Source organism: Vibrio sp. JZG10, from assembly GCF_054064075.1.
The window spans coordinates 35,226-52,172 of sequence record NZ_JBSUGE010000021.1 but is presented as its reverse complement, the minus strand read 5'-3'; the positions used below and the strand labels follow the sequence as shown (position 1 = coordinate 52,172).

Below are 16,947 nucleotides of genomic sequence, written 5' to 3'. Positions count from 1 at the left end.
TTTGTTTACCTCTTTAGCATTGATGATTGGTGGTCGCTTCAGTCGAGCGAAAAAGCGCAACAAGATGGTGTCTTTCATTTCGCTTTCTTCAACGATTGGCATTGCGGTTGGTGTAGCCGTGATCATTATCGGTCTTTCTGCAATGAATGGCTTTGAGCGCGAGCTGCAATCGCGTGTGTTGTCAGTTATTCCACACGGTGAGTTGGAAGGCGTTAATGGCCCGCTTCATAACTACACCAAAACGATGAATCAAGCTCTAAACCATGAAGATGTTGTTGCGGCAGCGCCGTACGTTCGTTTTACGGGCTTAGCAGAAAAAGGCAGTAAGCTAAAAGCGATAGAAGTTCGTGGCGTAGAGCCTACTTTCGAGCAAGCGGTGTCGAGCTTATCGAATTTTATTGACCAAGAAGCTTGGCAAAACTTTTATGCCGGTCAGCAGCAAGTGATCTTAGGCCGAGGTGTTGCAAACGAGCTAAATGTCGCAGTGGGGGATTACATTACGTTGATGATTCCGCAAACAGGCGGCGCAAACAAAGTGCAGGCTCCCAAGCGTGTGCGCGTGAAGGTGTCTGGGTTCTTAACGTTGAATGGCCAAATAGACCATTCTTTAGCGTTAGTGCCATTAGCGGATGCTCAGCAATACGCGAGGTTAGGGGAAGGGGTCACTGGCATTTCACTAAAAACGGATGATGTTCTCAATGCGCCTTCTATTGTTCGTGAGGTAGGTAGCATGGTGGATGTTTACGTGTATTTGAAAAGCTGGCAGCAAAAGTTTGGTTTTTTGTATCGCGATATTCAGCTCGTACGCACCATTATGTACTTGGTGATGGTACTCGTGATTGGTGTGGCATGTTTTAACATTGTGTCTACGCTGATGATGGCAGTGAAAGATCGAGCCGCAGAAATTGCAATTTTGCGAACAATGGGAGCAAAAGATAGCCTAATCAAACGTATCTTTGTTTGGCAAGGCGTGTTCTCTGGTGTATTTGGCAGTCTCGTCGGCAGTGTTATTGGTGTCTTAGTGGCGTTAAACCTGACTCCGTTAATTAAAGGGTTAGAGAGCTTAATCGGTCATCAGTTTTTATCGGGTGATATTTACTTCGTCGACTTCTTACCATCACAGTTACACTGGCCAGACGTAGCATTGGTGTCGGTGACGGCGATCGTTTTGAGTTTGCTTGCAACGTGGTATCCCGCTTCTCGCGCCGCGAAGTTAAATCCAGCAGCGGTGCTGAGTTCTAAATAACCAACCGTTTTACAATACGAGAAAAGCAAAAAAGGACCGAACTCGGTCCTTTTTTGTATTTATCCAACTTGAGCGACATCGTATTTCATTCTAACTGTTAGGTGCCCCTCAACTGATAGCGCAAATACTGATTTTTATGCAGTAACGTCTTATCTTATTTTGCGTTTTTGCCAGCTCCGAACTACTGAGTAGCGCCAAAGTCCTCTAATGCCGAAGTAGCCAATAATCGCGGATATGACACCACAGATAGCACAGCCTAATAAGAATGGAGGGCCAATAGTGCTCATCTGTTGCATGATGAATTCCCATGAAAGTTCAAAGTGGAAAGGTTGCGGAGGAACATGCATCACTAAAGCGCCAAGCTTATACGCAAAATAAAATAACACAGGCATGGTGATAGGGTTGCTTATCCATACCAAAGCGACGGAGAGAGGTAAATTGACGCCAAGCATGATTGCCAAACCTGCAGCCATGATCATTTGGCTTGGTAGCGGAACAAATGCCATAAATAACCCAACAGCAAAAGCCCCGGACGCAGAGCGACGATTTAAACACCACAAGTTCGGGTTGTACAACACATTGCCGAAGACCTTCAATGCTTTTTGGCGTTTGATCAATTCATGATCTGGCATGAAGCGTTTTATCAGCTTTCTAGGCATAGGACAGCATGACTCTCTCAGAAAAAAGTTGGACCTTGGCGTTATTTGTAGCGAGCGTAATTTCGTCAGCTTGGTGGCCGACAATACCAGATTGGCGTTGGTTGCTGCTGGGAATAATAACCACTGGCTCAATAATCAAATTACGTCGTGGCTTAATTAGCATAGGCGCAATTGCGGGCTTTATGGTTGTCATCGTCCACGGCAATGTATTGGAGTCTCAGAGACAAGCCCTTTTTCAAGCAGGGGAGAATATTACCATAATTGGTAAAGTTGACAGCCCTTTTACGCAAATAAGTCACGGATATGAAGGCATTGTGGCTCTAAAAAAGGTAAATTCTCAAACTCTGTTACCCTTTCTTAAACCTAAAATCCGTCTTATTACGCCTTTTCCACTCGATGTTAACAGTGAGTTTACGACATCCGTCTCGTTAAAGCCGATTACAGGCCTACGCAACGAAGCTGGTTTTGACGCCGAAAAGCACGCAATGGGTAAAAGTATTATCGCACGCGGTGTTGTTAACAAGGATGTTACCTGGATTATTCGCTCTACTACATCTTTGCGCCAAGCCATTATCGCTGATGTTTCGGAGGATGTGTCCTCCCTTCATCATTTCTCGTTAATAAATGCGTTAGTTTTTGCCGATCGCTCTTGGTTATCTAAGGAGGATTGGCAAGCACTCAGAGACAGTGGTTTACTGCACTTGGTCTCGATTTCGGGCTTACATATTGGTATGGCGTTTACTTTTGGGCTAGTGGTGGGCGGTGCCATTCGTTATGCGTTACCTCAATACCAGCTATTGCCTAGCTTATGTGGGCTGATGTTTGCCGTTGCCTATGCTTGGTTAGCGGACTTCTCATTACCTACTACCCGCGCGGTGTCGGTATGTGTTATTTACGTCGTTCTCAAATATACCTTAGTGCACTGGGCTTCCTGGCGGGTACTTTTGCTCGCGGTAGCGCTACAACTGCTTGTTCAACCTTTTGCATCGTATAGCATGAGTTTTTGGTTATCGTATTTGTCAGTTTGCGCAGTGTTGTTCGCAATCAATTTGATTCGGCATCAAAACGGGGGCTGGAAGGCGAAGTTAAAAGTGCTATTGCTTACTCAATTGATGTTGAGTGTGTTAATCGTGCCTATTAGTGGCTATTACTTTTCTGGTTTCAGTTTGTCATCAATTGCATACAACTTGGCGTTTATTCCTTGGTTCGGATTTATCGTTGTGCCTTTGACGTTTCTGGCCCTGTTCTCATCTTTATTTCTTGAAATGATAGCAAAGTCTCTGTGGCAGTTGGTGGACTGGTCATTGCAGCCATTGAGCACGTCAATACAGTACGCGATAGGCTCCTGGCAACCCATTAGTATAGAAATGACAGGGTTGATTCTGGCGGGAATTGCTTGCTTGGTGTTTCAACGATTCATGTTTCAGTACGCGTGGTGTTTGTTACTTGGCATTGTAATTAGTATTAAGCTCACATCGGAATATGATCAGCAACATTGGCGCATTGATGTACTAGATGTGGGCCATGGCCTTGCGGTGATTGTAGAAAAAGACGATAAAGTGTTGCTCTATGACACAGGTAAAGCATGGCAAAATGGCAGTATTGCGGAGCAGGTCGTCACTCCGGTCTTGCATCAACGAGGTTATGAAAGCATCGATACGATGATCCTCAGCCATTCCGACAATGACCATGCAGGAGGGCGCTTGTTCATTGAAGATGCCTTTTCGCCACAGCGCAAACTCAGTAGCCAAAACTTTATCGGATATGAGTCTTGTACTCGCGGCGATCATTGGAAATGGCAAGGGTTAAATATAGAAGTACTTTGGCCTCCTGCTCTTGTTCAACGTGCATATAATCCGCACTCCTGTGTACTACGTCTTACCGACCCTATTTCTACGTTCAGTATGCTTTTTACTGGTGATATTGAGACCATTAGCGAGTGGATCTTGCTCAGGGAGCCTGAAAAGTTAAAAAGTGATGTGATGTTGGTCCCTCATCATGGTAGTAAAAGTTCGTCGAATCCTCGCTTTATTGAAGCGGTAAACCCGAGTGTGGCCGTTGCTTCTTTGGCAAAAAATAATCAATGGGGAATGCCGGCAGAACATGTTGTTGCAGCATATCGCAAGCTTGACATTACTTGGCTTGATACTGGGGAATATGGTCAGGTAAGCTTCTCTATTCACCGTGATAATTGGCGCTCAGAAACCAAACGTAGCGATACATTTGAGCCTTGGTATAGGCAGATGCTGCGTAGCGGAACTAATATAAAAAGACCTAATGTCGAATTAGGTCTGTAAGTTTTAGCTTTTTATTTTTAATATATCCAACCTGAATTTTTTATTCTTTTTTAATGGTAGTGTAAAACTAAATAGTTTCTTTTCACCATTTGGTCTGGCTAGTTGCTCTAAGCTAGAAAAGTAGTCTTCGAAAAACTCGGTCTTAAGTATACATTCTAACCACAAGTTAGCTTTTATAGAATCTAATTTGTTCCATGGTTTTACTCTTGATGCGTAATGGAGTTGAATCGGATTATCATATGCATCCAATAATTCTTCTTTAGTATAGTTAACCTCATCCACAAACTCTTTTCTGTCATACATACTATACACATAGTTACAAACCATGTTTCTTAAGGGTAATTTTCCAACTCTAGGGTGACAACAGAAGTTTAGAACGTCTTGTTCTGGCTGTATTAATCTGTGAGAGTTTTTTTCGAGGTAGTCTTTAAACCTTTTCTCTAAATTATCTTTTCTAATGAGATCGGCATTCATAAAAAAGTATCCAGCACCTATTTTCAGTTGGCTAATCTCTTCATTAGAAAAACTCTTTTTATAAACATCATTATAGCTTAGGATCTTATCTACAGAGAATACCCCTGATATATAATTATTATCATCGTTGTTATTGTATTCTATAAAATCTTTTGAAATGTCATTTAAGTAAATAACATCGACATCAGATACGATCATTTTTTTATGTTCTTTAATTAAACTTGAAATACTAAGTTTGTAAAACATAGCTTTAGAGTAATGACCTTTTGTTTTTATGTTTTTCCAATCATTTTCAAAGTCGACATTTTCATTGAAATTAATGAAAATAAGTTCTGAGTTTTTGAATTTTTGTATGGTTTTTTTTAATTTTTCTTGATTTAGCAGCGTAATATCTTCATGTAAGACATATATCTGGTATTTGTAGTTTTTATCTGATTTCTCAAGCAAAGAATAGAATGCTACTGCAGCTGGAATAACATAGTTGTTATCAAAGCAATGAACAATGGGAATGACTTGCATATTTTTTATTGTAAATAAGAATGAACATATCAAGAGTATAGAGCGAAATATAAAAGACTAAAAGACTTTCTCTAAGTGGACATAACACATTTATTAATGTTTATCAGTAGATGAACAGGTACGATGGTCAAGTTTGCTTCACGATGAGGCTTGAGCCCCCAATTTTCATATTTAAGATTGAATATCAGTTGAGTCAGAGTAGGTTAGCCAATGATACATTGGAGATCTACTGGGTAAAAGTGGCAGTCTTATACGTTAGCAAACTTAGTGTACGTTCTAGGGATAGGCATATGAGCGCTAACAGAGTAGAATGAATGCCTTAATGTAAGAAAACAAAGCACTTCTATGTCAACAAATACTGATGAAACGACTTGGCAGACGTTTAAGCGTCTCTGGCAATTTATACGCCTTTATAAATCTGGCCTAATCGTTGCTGTTTTAGCATTAGTTATTAATGCAATATCAGATACTTATATGATTTCCTTGCTAAAACCGCTACTCGATGAAGGTTTTGGGAACGCTGAGTCTGATTTTTTACGCACGCTTCCATTGATTATTTTTGCTATGATGTTCATTCGTGGCATAAGTGGATTTGTCTCCACCTACTGTTTGAGTTGGGTATCTGGCAACGTAGTTATGCAAGTCCGTCGCATGGTGTTCAATCACTTTATGCATATGCCGGTGTCTTACTTTGATAAGGAAAAGACGGGCAATTTATTGTCGCGTATAACCTACGACTCAGAGCAAGTGTCAGCGGCAACTAGCCAAGCGTTGGTGAGCATTGTCCGTGAAGGCGCAAGTATCATTGGCCTGTTAGTCTTGATGTTTTACAACAGCTGGCAATTGTCGCTAGTGCTGTTTGCTGTTGCTCCCGTTGTAGCATGGGGTATTGGTGTTGTTTCTAAACGTTTTAGAAAAATATCCAAAAATATGCAGACCATGATGGGTAACGTAACTGCATCAGCAGAGCAGATGCTGAAAGGCCATAAAGTTGTGTTGAGCTATGGCGGCCAAGACATCGAACGTAAACGATTTGAAAAAGTCAGCAACCAAATGCGTCAACAAAGCATGAAGTTGGTGACGGCTCAAGCGGCGGCTAACCCTATCATCCAAATGATTGCATCACTTGCAATTGTTGCCGTTCTTTATTTAGCAAGTATTGACTCGATTAAAGAGCAGTTGACTCCAGGGACATTTACTGTTGTCTTCTCTGCAATGTTTGGTCTGATGCGCCCACTTAAAGCGCTGACTAACGTTACTTCTCAGTTCCAACGTGGTATGGCCGCGAGCCAAACGCTCTTCGCGTTAATTGACCTCGAGCCTGAGAAAAACGAAGGTAAGTTGACAGTTGAACGCGCAAATGGCGATGTTTCGGTTAAAAACGTAAGCTTTACTTACACTGGCGCAGAAAAACCAGCATTGGAAAATGTCAGCTTCGATATTCCAAGAGGAAAAACGGTAGCGCTAGTTGGCCGTTCTGGCTCAGGTAAAAGTACCATCGCGAACTTGTTCAACCGCTTCTATGATGTTGGCAGTGGATCTATCACATTAGATGGGCATGATATTCGTGATTACGAGCTAAAGAATTTACGTCAGCAATTTGCACTAGTATCGCAAAATGTTCATTTGTTTAATGACACGATAGCAAACAATATTGCGTACGCAACGGATGGCCAATACGAGCGCAGTGATATCGAGAAAGCGGCAACACTTGCACATGCGATGGAGTTCATCAGTAAGATGGATGGCGGACTAGATGCGATGATTGGTGAAAATGGTGCTAGCTTGTCTGGTGGTCAACGCCAACGTGTTGCGATTGCGCGAGCTTTATTGCGTGATGCTCCAGTGCTGATTCTTGATGAGGCAACTTCGGCTTTGGATACTGAATCCGAGCGAGCTATTCAAGCTGCACTTGATGAGCTGCAAAAAGACAAAACGGTACTTGTAATAGCGCACCGCTTATCCACAATCGAGAAAGCCGATGAAATTCTTGTGGTTGATGATGGTGCCATCATTGAACGTGGCAACCACGCTGAGCTTATTGAGAAAAATGGTGCGTATGCACAATTGCACCGTATTCAGTTTGGTGAATAAGCGCGGTGATTGAAAAAATCTGGTTTGAAAACCATCCAACAAAATATCTCTTGTGGCCGCTTTTGTGGCCACTGAGTTTATTATTTGGAGCGATAAGCAAGTCAAAGCGAAAGCAATACCAAACTGGCCGCAAGCAAGCTTATAATGCGCCTATACCTGTTGTTGTGGTTGGCAATATCACTGCTGGTGGCAATGGTAAAACACCAGTTGTTGTGTGGCTTGTTGAGCAACTACAGCAAATGGGCTTTAAGCCGGGGGTTGTTTCTCGTGGTTATGGGGCAAAGGCTCCTGCCTATCCGTTAGTGCTAAAAGAAGATACGCCAGCGAAGCATTGTGGCGATGAACCTAAGTTGATTCACCGCCGTACAGGAGCACCTGTTGCGGTAGATCCTGTGCGTTCAAATGCAGTGAAAGCACTGCTAGATTTGGATGTGGATATCATAATTACGGATGATGGATTACAACATTATGCGTTAGGCCGTGATATTGAGTTAGTGATTGTGGATGGGAATCGCCGGTTTGGTAATGAAAGCCTGATTCCATTAGGTCCTTTACGTGAAGGTATTGAGCGACTTAAAGAAGTCGACTTTATCATCACCAATGGCGGTCAAGCACATACGGGCGAAATCGCAATGACTTTAGCGCCATCTAAAGCCATTAACCTCAAGACTAAGCAACTTGTGGACGTTTCTGAGTTAAAAGAGCTAGTGGCATTTGCAGGGATTGGGCATCCACCACGATTTTTTCATACACTAAACTCGATGAACGCAGATGTTAAAGTCACAAAAGGTTTTGCTGACCATCAAGACTTTGACCAACAAGAATTAGAAGCATTGGCTCAACAAGGGGCCAATGTGATTATGACCGAGAAAGATGCCGTCAAGTGCAGCCATTATGCACAAGATAATTGGTGGTATCTGCCTGTATCTGCCCAGTTTGAACCAAACGATGCAGAGCAAATTTTAAAGAGAATAAAAGAGGTTAAAGCGGCTTATGGATCACCGTCTGCTTGAGATTGTAGCTTGCCCTGTTTGCAAAGGTAAGCTGACGTACGATAAAGAGAATCAAGAGTTGATCTGCAAATTGGATCGCCTCGCTTACCCGATCAAAGAGGGTATTCCCGTTCTGCTCGAGCCTGAAGCTCGTACTATGAGTATGGATGAGGGACGCTAATGTCTTTTACGGTTGTCATTCCTTCGCGTTACGCATCGAGCCGTTTGCCTGGTAAACCGTTGGCGGATATTGGCGGTAAGCCAATGGTTCAGTGGGTTTACGAGCAAGCGCTACAAGCGGGTGCGGAAGATGTTATCGTGGCAACTGATGACGAGCGTGTTGCTGATACTGTCTCGTCGTTTGGTGGTAAAGTCTGTATGACCTCTCCTAACCACGAATCAGGTACTGAACGCCTTGCTGAAGTTGTTGAAAAAATGGCTATTCCTGCAGACCACATTATTGTTAATGTGCAAGGGGACGAGCCTTTGATTCCACCGTCTATCATTCGTCAGGTTGCTGATAACTTATCGGGGTGTGACGCTCCGATGGCGACATTAGCCGTAGAAATAGACTCAGAAGAAGAAGTGTTCAATCCGAATGCAGTTAAAGTTGTGGCTAATGAGCAAGGCTATGCGATGTACTTTAGCCGAGCAACTATCCCTTGGGATCGCGATAACTTTGCCAAACAAGACAAAATCATTGCCAACCCATTAATGCGTCATATTGGTATTTATGCTTATCGAGCTGGTTTTATTAATACGTATGTAAACTGGGCTCCGAGCGCATTGGAGCAGATCGAGTGCCTTGAGCAACTACGAGTGCTTTGGTACGGTGAAAAAATTCATGTAGCGGTAGCGAAAGAAGCGCCAGCAGCCGGCGTTGATACGCCAGAAGATCTAGAGGCGGTGCGCGCTATTGTGGCGAAGCAAGCATAACTAAAGGTCACATTGAATTAAGAACGAGAAAGGCTCCTGAATTAGGAGCCTTTTTGTTGCTTATGCCCAAGTATTAGTTAGATGTTTGTGTCATATTGATTCCGTTTAGGGCAGGTCGCTAAGACTTCTCGGTGACCTGTGTCTTTTACTTCTTGCAGAATGACATCAAATCCCCACAATCGGTACACGTGTTTCAGAACTTCTTCGTAACTGTCATCAAGCGGGATTCGGTTATGAGGTACGTATTGCAACGTGAGTGAGCGGTCACCACGAACATCGACATTAAATACCTGAATGTTTGGCTCAAGATTAGATAAGTTGTACTGAGCGGCTAAGGTTTCTCTAATGCGTTTATAACCCATCTCATCGTGTATCGCGGCGACTTCAATAAAGTTTTTGTGGTCATCATCGTTGATCGCAAACAGCTTGAAATCACGGATTAATTTCGGAGAAAGGTACTGGCTAATGAAGCTTTCATCTTTGAAATTATGCATCGCGAAATGTACCGCATCTAACCAATCGGTTCCTGCCAAGTCCGGAAACCACTCCTTGTCCTCATCAGTTGGTTCTTCACAGATACGTTTAATATCTCGGAACATAGCAAAGCCCAAGGCGTATGGGTTAATACCATTAAAGTAAGGGCTGTTATAAGGCGGTTGAGCTACTACACTGGTATGGCTATGTAAGAACTCTAGAATGAACTTTTCGGATACCAAACCCTCATCGTAAAGATGATTGAGAATGGTGTAATGCCAGAATGTTGCCCAGCCTTCGTTCATGACCTGCGTTTGTTTTTGCGGATAAAAATACTGACTGATTTTGCGTACAATCCGCACGACTTCACGTTGCCACGGCTCTAGTAGCGGGGCATGCTTTTCGAAAAAGTAGAGCAAGTTTTCCTGAGGCTCGCTTGGGAATCGCTCTTTAAGATCTTCCTCTTTGGTTTTGGCTCTTGGTACTGTGCGCCACAATTCATTCACTTGAGACTGTAAGTATGCCTCGCGTTCTTCTTGTCGCGCTTTCTCTTCGGTAATGGAGATTTTCTCTGGTCGCTTGTAACGATCCACACCAAAGTTCATTAAGGCGTGGCAGGAGTCGAGCAGTTTTTCCACTTCCTGTACTCCATATCGCTCCTCACATTCAGCCAAATACTTTTTGGCAAACAGCAAATAATCGATGATGGAGCTAGCGTCCGTCCAGGTTTGGAACAGATAATTACCTTTGAAGAAAGAGTTGTGCCCGTAACAAGCGTGAGCAATCACTAGCGCTTGCATTGTCACGGTGTTTTCTTCCATCAAATAGGCGATACACGGATTGGAGTTAATGACAATCTCGTAGGCTAACCCCATTTGACCATGCTTATAGTTCTGTTCCGTTTGGATGAACTTTTTACCAAACGACCAGTGGTTGTAATTGATGGGCATACCAATACTTGAGTAGGCATCCATCATTTGTTCGGAAGTAATCACTTCTATTTGGTTAGGGTAAGTGTCTAGGCGATAGTGTTGTGCGACACGCTTAATCTCTTTGTGGTAGCGTTCCAACAGCTCAAATGTCCAATCCGGTCCATCTGGCAGCATTTTACTATTACGCTTCTTAGGCGCCTCTCCTGAGAGGTTTTTCGTTGCGGTACTCATCGCTAGCCTCCTTACGCCGTTTCTTTTTGGAATAGTTCACGGAAGACTGGGAAAATATCCTCCACAGAGCGAATGTTTTTCATTGCGAAGTTCGGAAATTCATCGGTGAGTTTTTCGTACTCATGCCATAGAGTTTGGTGCGAGCGTCGCGTAATTTCTATGTAGGAGTAGTACTGACAGTTTGGCAGTAGTTTGTTCACTAATAGATCGCGGCATCTTGGCGAGTCATCTGCCCAGTTATCGCCATCAGATGCTTGCGCAGCATAAATGTTCCATTGTCCAATTGGATAGCGCTCTTTTACGATTTCGTCCATCAGTTTCAATGCGCTGGATACAATAGTGCCCCCGGTCTCTTGCGAGTAGAAGAACTCGTGTTCGTCCACTTCTTTCGCTTGGGTGTGGTGGCGAATAAAGACGACGTCTACATTCTCGTAAGTACGAGTTAAAAACAGGTATAACAGAACGTAAAAACGTTTTGCGATGTCTTTCGTTGCTTGATCCATCGAGCCCGATACGTCCATCAAACAAAACATCACAGCTTGACTAGATGGTACAGGGCGTTTTTCATAGTTTTTAAAGCGTAAGTCGAAGGTGTCAATAAATGGAACCCCCTCAATTTTCTTACGCAGCTCTTCAATTTCAGCCTTCAAGCGGTTCTCTTCAAACTGCTGAGCGGGTTCAATGTTTTTGATACGAGCAAGTTCATCTTCTAGCTCTTTGAGAAGACGTTTCTTACCTGCGGTCATTGCCGTACGTCGTGCAAGAGATTGTTGTAGCGAACGTACTACCGCAATGTTTGAAGGGATACCAGCAGTTTGAAAGCCTGCGCGGTGCGTTTTCCATTCAGTAATTTTGGCAATTTGGTTTTTTTCTAGATTAGGCAGCTCGAGATCTTCGAACAAAATATCTAGGTACTCATCTTTTGATATTTGGAATACAAATTCGTCTTGGCCTTCTCCATCTGGACTGGCATTGCCTTCTCCCGAGCCACTACCTTGACCGCCACCTTTAGGACGCTCAATTTTATCACCAGTAATGAACTGGTCATTGCCGGGATGAACTCGTTCGCGAACACCACCTTTGCCTTGATGAAAGATCGGCTCATTGATGTCTTTGTGAGGGATAGAGACGTCTTCGCCCGTTTCCGTATTCGTAATCGAGCGTCGATTCACTGCGTCTGCTACCGACTCTTTTATTTGCTCTTTGTGGCGCTTCAAGAAGCGCTGTCGATTAACAGCGCTCTTGTTCTTGCCATTGAGCCTTCGGTCTATAAATTGCGCCATGAAATAGCCCTCTTCATGTTTCACAAGCGACCTAACTCAATACTGGGTTAGGATGACTTACGTACTCGTAGGTACCACTCAGAAAGTAGGCGAACCTGTTTCTCGGTATAGCCTTTTTCCATCATGCGAGCGACAAAGTCGTCATGCTTCTTCTGATCTTCAGAAGAGGTTTTCGCATTAAATGAGATAACCGGAAGTAGCTCTTCGGTATTGGAGAACATTTTCTTCTCGATTACTGTGCGCAGTTTTTCGTAGCTGGTCCAAACCGGGTTTTGACCATTGTTATTCGCTTTCGCACGAAGCACAAAGTTAACGATTTCGTTTCGGAAATCTTTCGGGTTAGAAATGCCAGCTGTTTTTTCGATCTTCTCTAGTTCAGCATTCAGTGAAGAGCGATCAAATAGCTGACCAGTTTCTGGATCTCGGTACTCTTGGTCTTGAATCCAGAAGTCTGCATAGGTGACATAGCGGTCGAAGATATTCTGACCGTATTCAGAGTAAGACTCGAGATAAGCGGTCTGAATCTCTTTACCGATAAATTCAACGTAGCGAGGCACTAGATAGCCTTTCAAGAACTCGAGATATTTCTCTGCCGTTTCAGCAGGGAACTGTTCACGTTCAACCTGTTGTTCAATCACATAGAACAGGTGTACAGGGTTGGCTGCCACCTCTGTTTGATCAAAGTTAAATACGCGCGACAAAATCTTAAAGGCGAAACGTGTAGAGAGACCATTCATGCCTTCATCGACACCCGCATAATCACGATACTCTTGATAGCTTTTTGCCTTTGGATCGGTGTCTTTGAGCGTTTCACCATCGTAGACGCGCATTTTTGAGAAAATGGATGAATTTTCAGGCTCTTTCAGGCGTGAAAGAATACTGAATTGCGCTAAAGTTTCGAGCGTGCTTGGAGAACAAGGAGCCTGAGACAGCTCACTGTTTTCAAGCAGTTTTTGGTAAATTTTCACTTCTTCGGATACGCGGAGACAGTAAGGTACTTTTACAATGTACACACGGTCGAGGAAGGCTTCGTTATTTTTGTTGTTACGGAAGGTCTGCCACTCAGATTCGTTCGAGTGAGCCAGAATCATACCGTCGAATGGAATCGCAGATAGACCTTCAGTACCGTTGAAGTTACCTTCTTGCGTTGCCGTCAATAGTGGGTGCAGTACTTTGATCGGCGCTTTGAACATCTCAACGAATTCCATTAAACCTTGGTTTGCTTTACACAGCGCACCGGAATAGCTGTAGGCATCTGGGTCGTCTTGCGAATAATGTTCGAGTTTGCGGATATCGACTTTACCAACCAGTGATGAAATATCTTGGTTGTTTTCATCCCCAGGTTCTGTTTTAGCAATACCGATCTGATCGAGAATTGAAGGGCGAACTTTCACTACCTTAAATTTAGTGATATCGCCGCCAAATTCATGAAGGCGCTTAGCGGCCCATGGCGACATAATCGAGCGAAGATAACGTTGCTCGATGCCGTATTCTTTTTTCAAGATATCGCCGTCTTCCGTGGCTTTGAATAGACAGAATGGATGGTCATTCACTGGGCTACGTTCGCCATTAGCAGTAAGAACATAGATAGGCATCTGTTCCATCAGAGCCTTAAGTTTTTCAGCAAGTGAGGACTTACCACCGCCGACAGGACCGAGTAGATAAAGGATCTGCTTACGTTCCTCTAAACCTTGCGCCGCGTGTTTTAGGTAAGACACAATTTGCTCTATGGCATCTTCCATACCATAAAAATCTTTAAAGGTTTCATAACGAGAGATAACACGATTCGAGAAGATGCGGCTCAATCTCGGGTCTTTTGCCGTATCGATTATCTCTGGTTCACCGATCGCCATCAGTAGGCGTTCTGCTGCATTAGCATAAGCGCTTTTGTCATCCTTACACAGGGCTAGAAACTCCTGTAACGACATCTCTTCATCTTTTGCAGCTTCATATCTTGATTGATAGTGGTCGAAAATACTCATGTCGCTTTCCCCTTTAATAGTCAGTCTACCGACGAACGTTGATTCAGGCTTTCCCACCTATTGTTATGCTCCTTGTTGTTTGAATATACGTCCTGTTATCACATTTGGTTCGTACAGAATGTAAGATTGGCGACACCAAAGACTTTGCTTTATGGACAGTTTTTTCATTACAACGGTGAGCGGTGGGTATGAATCTTTCAATCACAGCCTTTCTCTACTTAAGCCTAGTCGGGGATTTGCAATTTTGCTTAACAATTATGAATTTATTGCAAAAGTGACATTTGAATCACTCTTTCACTGAAGATGAATTTATGTCGTGAATAGGTGCAATAGAAATCAAATATTTGGCAAAGACAGACGAGTCTCAGTGATTCATTGCTCTACATCGCACAAGGGAAGCGTAAGAAGGTGAAAAAGCAGCGGTAAGGTTGTGATAGGGCAAATAAAAAAGGAAAGCGAGTGCTTTCCTTTTCGTAGACGAATATTTTATGCGCTGAAGATTTGTGCAAGCTCGTTTTCGCATAAATGGTACTGACGAGGGCAGTTGCGCCAAGTTTGTAGCATACGACGGTATTTATCCAGCATTGGCATTTGGCTGTTAAAGTGATGGTCTGCTTTATCAAATTGAGGGTACAGACCTTCAGAATCAATAAGGAAGCGTACGTAATGGACTTGTTGGGCCTCTGAAGCAATATCAAACCCAAGGAACTGCAAGCGGCGCTGATCCACTTTGTTACGATCTTCGGTATCGAGCATGTTGTAAGATTCTTGCATCGCGTGATACATCTCCATAACGTCGATGATCTCACGACACTCCGCTTCTGACAGACAGCCGAAATCTTTATTCAACTCACGCATTTGTAGCTCATAGCCACGTTCAACGATCGTTTGTAAGCGTTTGTATTTGGCCGCATTACTTGGATCAAGTTGAGACATAAGGTTGTATTGGTTTGATAGAATCAAACGTTGAGCGTTTGACATTTCCATGATGACCTCACTAGATATCTAATACATTTTTAATGTGCTTAGGTTAACGCTTAAGACATGAGTGAAACATGATCTCAACACATATTTAATACTAAAAAATGGCAAGAACTGTCACTTTTGACTAGTTTAAAAACACTTATTTATGGTAATGATTGTATATGTAGTCTCGGTCTGAAAATACTCTTAGCCACTCTGGCTTGAATACGGTTAAAACCGCCAGTGACATACCATTTAATAGGCCCTCAGGGAAGGCAAGCAACGGTACAAAAATAAAGTAGTTATGTTGAATAGTTTCCCAATCGTAATGACCAACCGATAAATGGTAAAAGGAGTTAATCAGCAGATGCAGGCTTCCTGTTATCGCGCCGTTGAAAAAACCTGCAACGAAGATGAACACAAAAATGTTTCTTGGCAAGTAGTGATAACTCAAAAGAAAGACGAGGTAACTAATGAAGATAGGAAGCAGGGCAGACAATACTAAAGACGTGGGTAACTGCAACAACGACACATCATGTAGCAGGTGGTTGACCAGCATTGCGGGGATACTGATTAGAAAGGCCATACGCCAACCATACATCATCGTCAGCGTTGTTAGCGCGAGAAAATGAATCTGTAGTCCTTCTTTTACGCCTGCTTGAGTTGCCCATAGGATGCTGAAAAAAAAGAGTGTTGCAAAAACGAGGTGCTGAAATGCTTTTTCCTTTTCAAGCTTGGGCCAAACTACTTTTTTCCAATCTGGTAGACAGTAGGCGAGCACTATCCAAAGTATGACAACCAGAGAGCCCAAGTTAAACCAATCCATGTTACTTCCTTCCTATGCGATCATGACGCAATCATTTCTATTGTTCTTTTTATACCTAAATCAACTCATAGAGATTCATTGAAGGTACTTAGGTATAGTTAAAAAAATACCAGCAATATGCTGGTATTTTAAAGAGGTTAGTCTTGCTGTTCACTTAGTATTTTACGTTATCGTTGTACTGCGCAAGAATGGATTGAATCTCGTCCATAGTTTCTTTCGGTGGAGGGTTTACCCCTTCGAGTGGGTATTCTAAGCCCAATGCTTCCCATTTATGGGCACCCAATTTGTGATAAGGAAGTAACTCGACCTTTTCGATGTTATCCATATCTTTAATAAACTCACCAAGCATGTGTGCTGCTTCAGGGTCATCTGTGTAACCAGGCACGACTACATAGCGAATCCAAGTTTTCTTTCCGATTTTTTGCAAGTAACGAGCAAAGTCCAATGTACGTCGGTTCGATACGCCGATGAGATCTTGGTGCACTTCATCTTTCATGTGCTTGATATCAAGCATTACTAAGTCTGTTGCATCCAGTACTTCATCAATAACATCAGTGTGTTTACGAACATAACCGTTCGTATCTAGACACGTATGAATACCTTCTGCTTTAGCTGCGCGGAAAAAGTCCCGTACAAATTCAGGTTGAAGCATCGCTTCGCCGCCAGAACAAGTAACGCCACCACCTGATGCATTCATGAAGTGGCGGTAACTTTTCGCTTCGGAAATGATCTCTTCAACCGTAACTTCTTTGCCATCATGCGTATCCCATGTATCGCGATTGTGGCAATACTTACAGCGCATCAAACAACCTTGCAAGAAGACGATAAAACGAATACCAGGTCCGTCTACGGTACCACATGACTCAAATGAGTGAATACGACCAGTTGTTGACATCTTTTGCTCTCATTACTAGTAAATTCTAGCTGTTATTTTATTACAAAAAGCAGGGTTAAAACAGCTTTGTCGGTACTAAAGGCAAGGTTATGTGAAGAAAGAAAATAGATAGACCAATCTAAATAAATGCTTGATCACAGGGTT

At 43.0% G+C, this 16,947-nt stretch carries 14 protein-coding genes; 6 read left to right on the top strand and 8 right to left on the bottom strand.

Going from position 1 to position 16,947, the window contains the following annotated elements; genetic code table 11:
• Window position 1: 1 nt before the first annotated feature.
• Window positions 2-1,246: a lipoprotein-releasing ABC transporter permease subunit LolE gene (gene lolE / locus ACWYVB_RS19760; RefSeq protein ID WP_139059759.1), complete on the top strand. Its 1,245-nt coding sequence runs from the start codon at window positions 2-4 to the stop codon at window positions 1,244-1,246.
• 149 nt (window positions 1,247-1,395) lie between these two features.
• Here the strand turns inward: lolE and ACWYVB_RS19755 are convergent, their stop codons facing one another.
• Window positions 1,396-1,905, bottom strand: a complete 510-nt coding sequence (locus ACWYVB_RS19755; RefSeq protein ID WP_006742150.1) for a DUF2062 domain-containing protein — start codon at window positions 1,903-1,905, stop codon at window positions 1,396-1,398.
• Window positions 1,906-1,913: 8 nt separating this feature from the next.
• Here ACWYVB_RS19755 and ACWYVB_RS19750 point away from each other — a divergent pair, with 8 nt between their 5' ends.
• On the top strand, window positions 1,914-4,202 hold the full coding sequence (locus ACWYVB_RS19750; protein WP_457529864.1) for a DNA internalization-related competence protein ComEC/Rec2: 2,289 nt from the start codon (window positions 1,914-1,916) through the stop codon (window positions 4,200-4,202).
• A gap of 3 nt (window positions 4,203-4,205) precedes the next feature.
• On the opposite strand, the gene ACWYVB_RS19745 is transcribed toward ACWYVB_RS19750, so the two are convergent.
• Window positions 4,206-5,195: a glycosyltransferase family 8 protein gene (locus tag ACWYVB_RS19745; RefSeq protein WP_033905043.1), complete on the bottom strand. Its 990-nt coding sequence runs from the start codon at window positions 5,193-5,195 to the stop codon at window positions 4,206-4,208.
• 345 nt (window positions 5,196-5,540) lie between these two features.
• On the opposite strand from ACWYVB_RS19745, the gene msbA reads away from it, so the two are divergent.
• From msbA to kdsB, 4 genes are read left to right on the top strand one after another with little or no spacing between them, the layout of a single operon-like run.
• Window positions 5,541-7,289: a lipid A ABC transporter ATP-binding protein/permease MsbA gene (msbA, locus tag ACWYVB_RS19740; protein WP_104978934.1), complete on the top strand. Its 1,749-nt coding sequence runs from the start codon at window positions 5,541-5,543 to the stop codon at window positions 7,287-7,289.
• A gap of 5 nt (window positions 7,290-7,294) precedes the next feature.
• Window positions 7,295-8,302, top strand: a complete 1,008-nt coding sequence (gene lpxK / locus ACWYVB_RS19735; protein ID WP_268979451.1) for a tetraacyldisaccharide 4'-kinase — start codon at window positions 7,295-7,297, stop codon at window positions 8,300-8,302.
• Complete coding sequence (locus tag ACWYVB_RS19730; RefSeq protein ID WP_005390649.1) at window positions 8,283-8,462, top strand: Trm112 family protein; 180 nt, start codon at window positions 8,283-8,285, stop codon at window positions 8,460-8,462. The genes lpxK and ACWYVB_RS19730 overlap by 20 nt, the downstream gene beginning before the upstream one ends.
• Window positions 8,462-9,217: a 3-deoxy-manno-octulosonate cytidylyltransferase gene (kdsB, locus tag ACWYVB_RS19725; protein ID WP_258652915.1), complete on the top strand. Its 756-nt coding sequence runs from the start codon at window positions 8,462-8,464 to the stop codon at window positions 9,215-9,217. Before ACWYVB_RS19730 ends, kdsB begins: the two co-directional genes overlap by 1 nt.
• A 77-nt stretch (window positions 9,218-9,294) precedes the next feature.
• On the opposite strand, the gene ACWYVB_RS19720 is transcribed toward kdsB, so the two are convergent.
• The 6 genes from ACWYVB_RS19720 to pflA all read right to left on the bottom strand — a co-directional run bounded on the left by ACWYVB_RS19720 (window position 9,295) and on the right by pflA (window position 16,803).
• Window positions 9,295-10,854, bottom strand: a complete 1,560-nt coding sequence (locus tag ACWYVB_RS19720; protein ID WP_457529861.1) for a SpoVR family protein — start codon at window positions 10,852-10,854, stop codon at window positions 9,295-9,297.
• A gap of 11 nt (window positions 10,855-10,865) precedes the next feature.
• A complete protein-coding gene (locus ACWYVB_RS19715) occupies window positions 10,866-12,137 on the bottom strand; it encodes a YeaH/YhbH family protein (RefSeq protein WP_005390656.1) in 1,272 nt (423 codons plus the stop codon).
• A 47-nt stretch (window positions 12,138-12,184) separates the two neighbouring features.
• Window positions 12,185-14,119 carry a PrkA family serine protein kinase gene (locus ACWYVB_RS19710; protein ID WP_005390658.1) on the bottom strand — a complete coding sequence of 645 codons (1,935 nt, stop codon included), beginning with the start codon at window positions 14,117-14,119 and terminating at the stop codon, window positions 12,185-12,187.
• Window positions 14,120-14,605: 486 nt separating this feature from the next.
• The gene (locus ACWYVB_RS19705) at window positions 14,606-15,106 is read right to left on the bottom strand and encodes a YfbU family protein (RefSeq protein WP_005390659.1); all 501 of its coding nucleotides are present in this window, start codon (window positions 15,104-15,106) and stop codon (window positions 14,606-14,608) included.
• A gap of 136 nt (window positions 15,107-15,242) precedes the next feature.
• Window positions 15,243-15,908, bottom strand: coding sequence for an energy-coupling factor ABC transporter permease (locus ACWYVB_RS19700; protein WP_006742143.1), 666 nt, complete (start codon window positions 15,906-15,908; stop codon window positions 15,243-15,245).
• Window positions 15,909-16,062: 154 nt separating this feature from the next.
• Entirely contained in the window at window positions 16,063-16,803 is a 741-nt protein-coding gene (gene pflA / locus ACWYVB_RS19695) for a pyruvate formate lyase 1-activating protein (protein ID WP_005390663.1), read from the bottom strand.
• Between the last annotated feature and the right edge of the window lie 144 nt (window positions 16,804-16,947).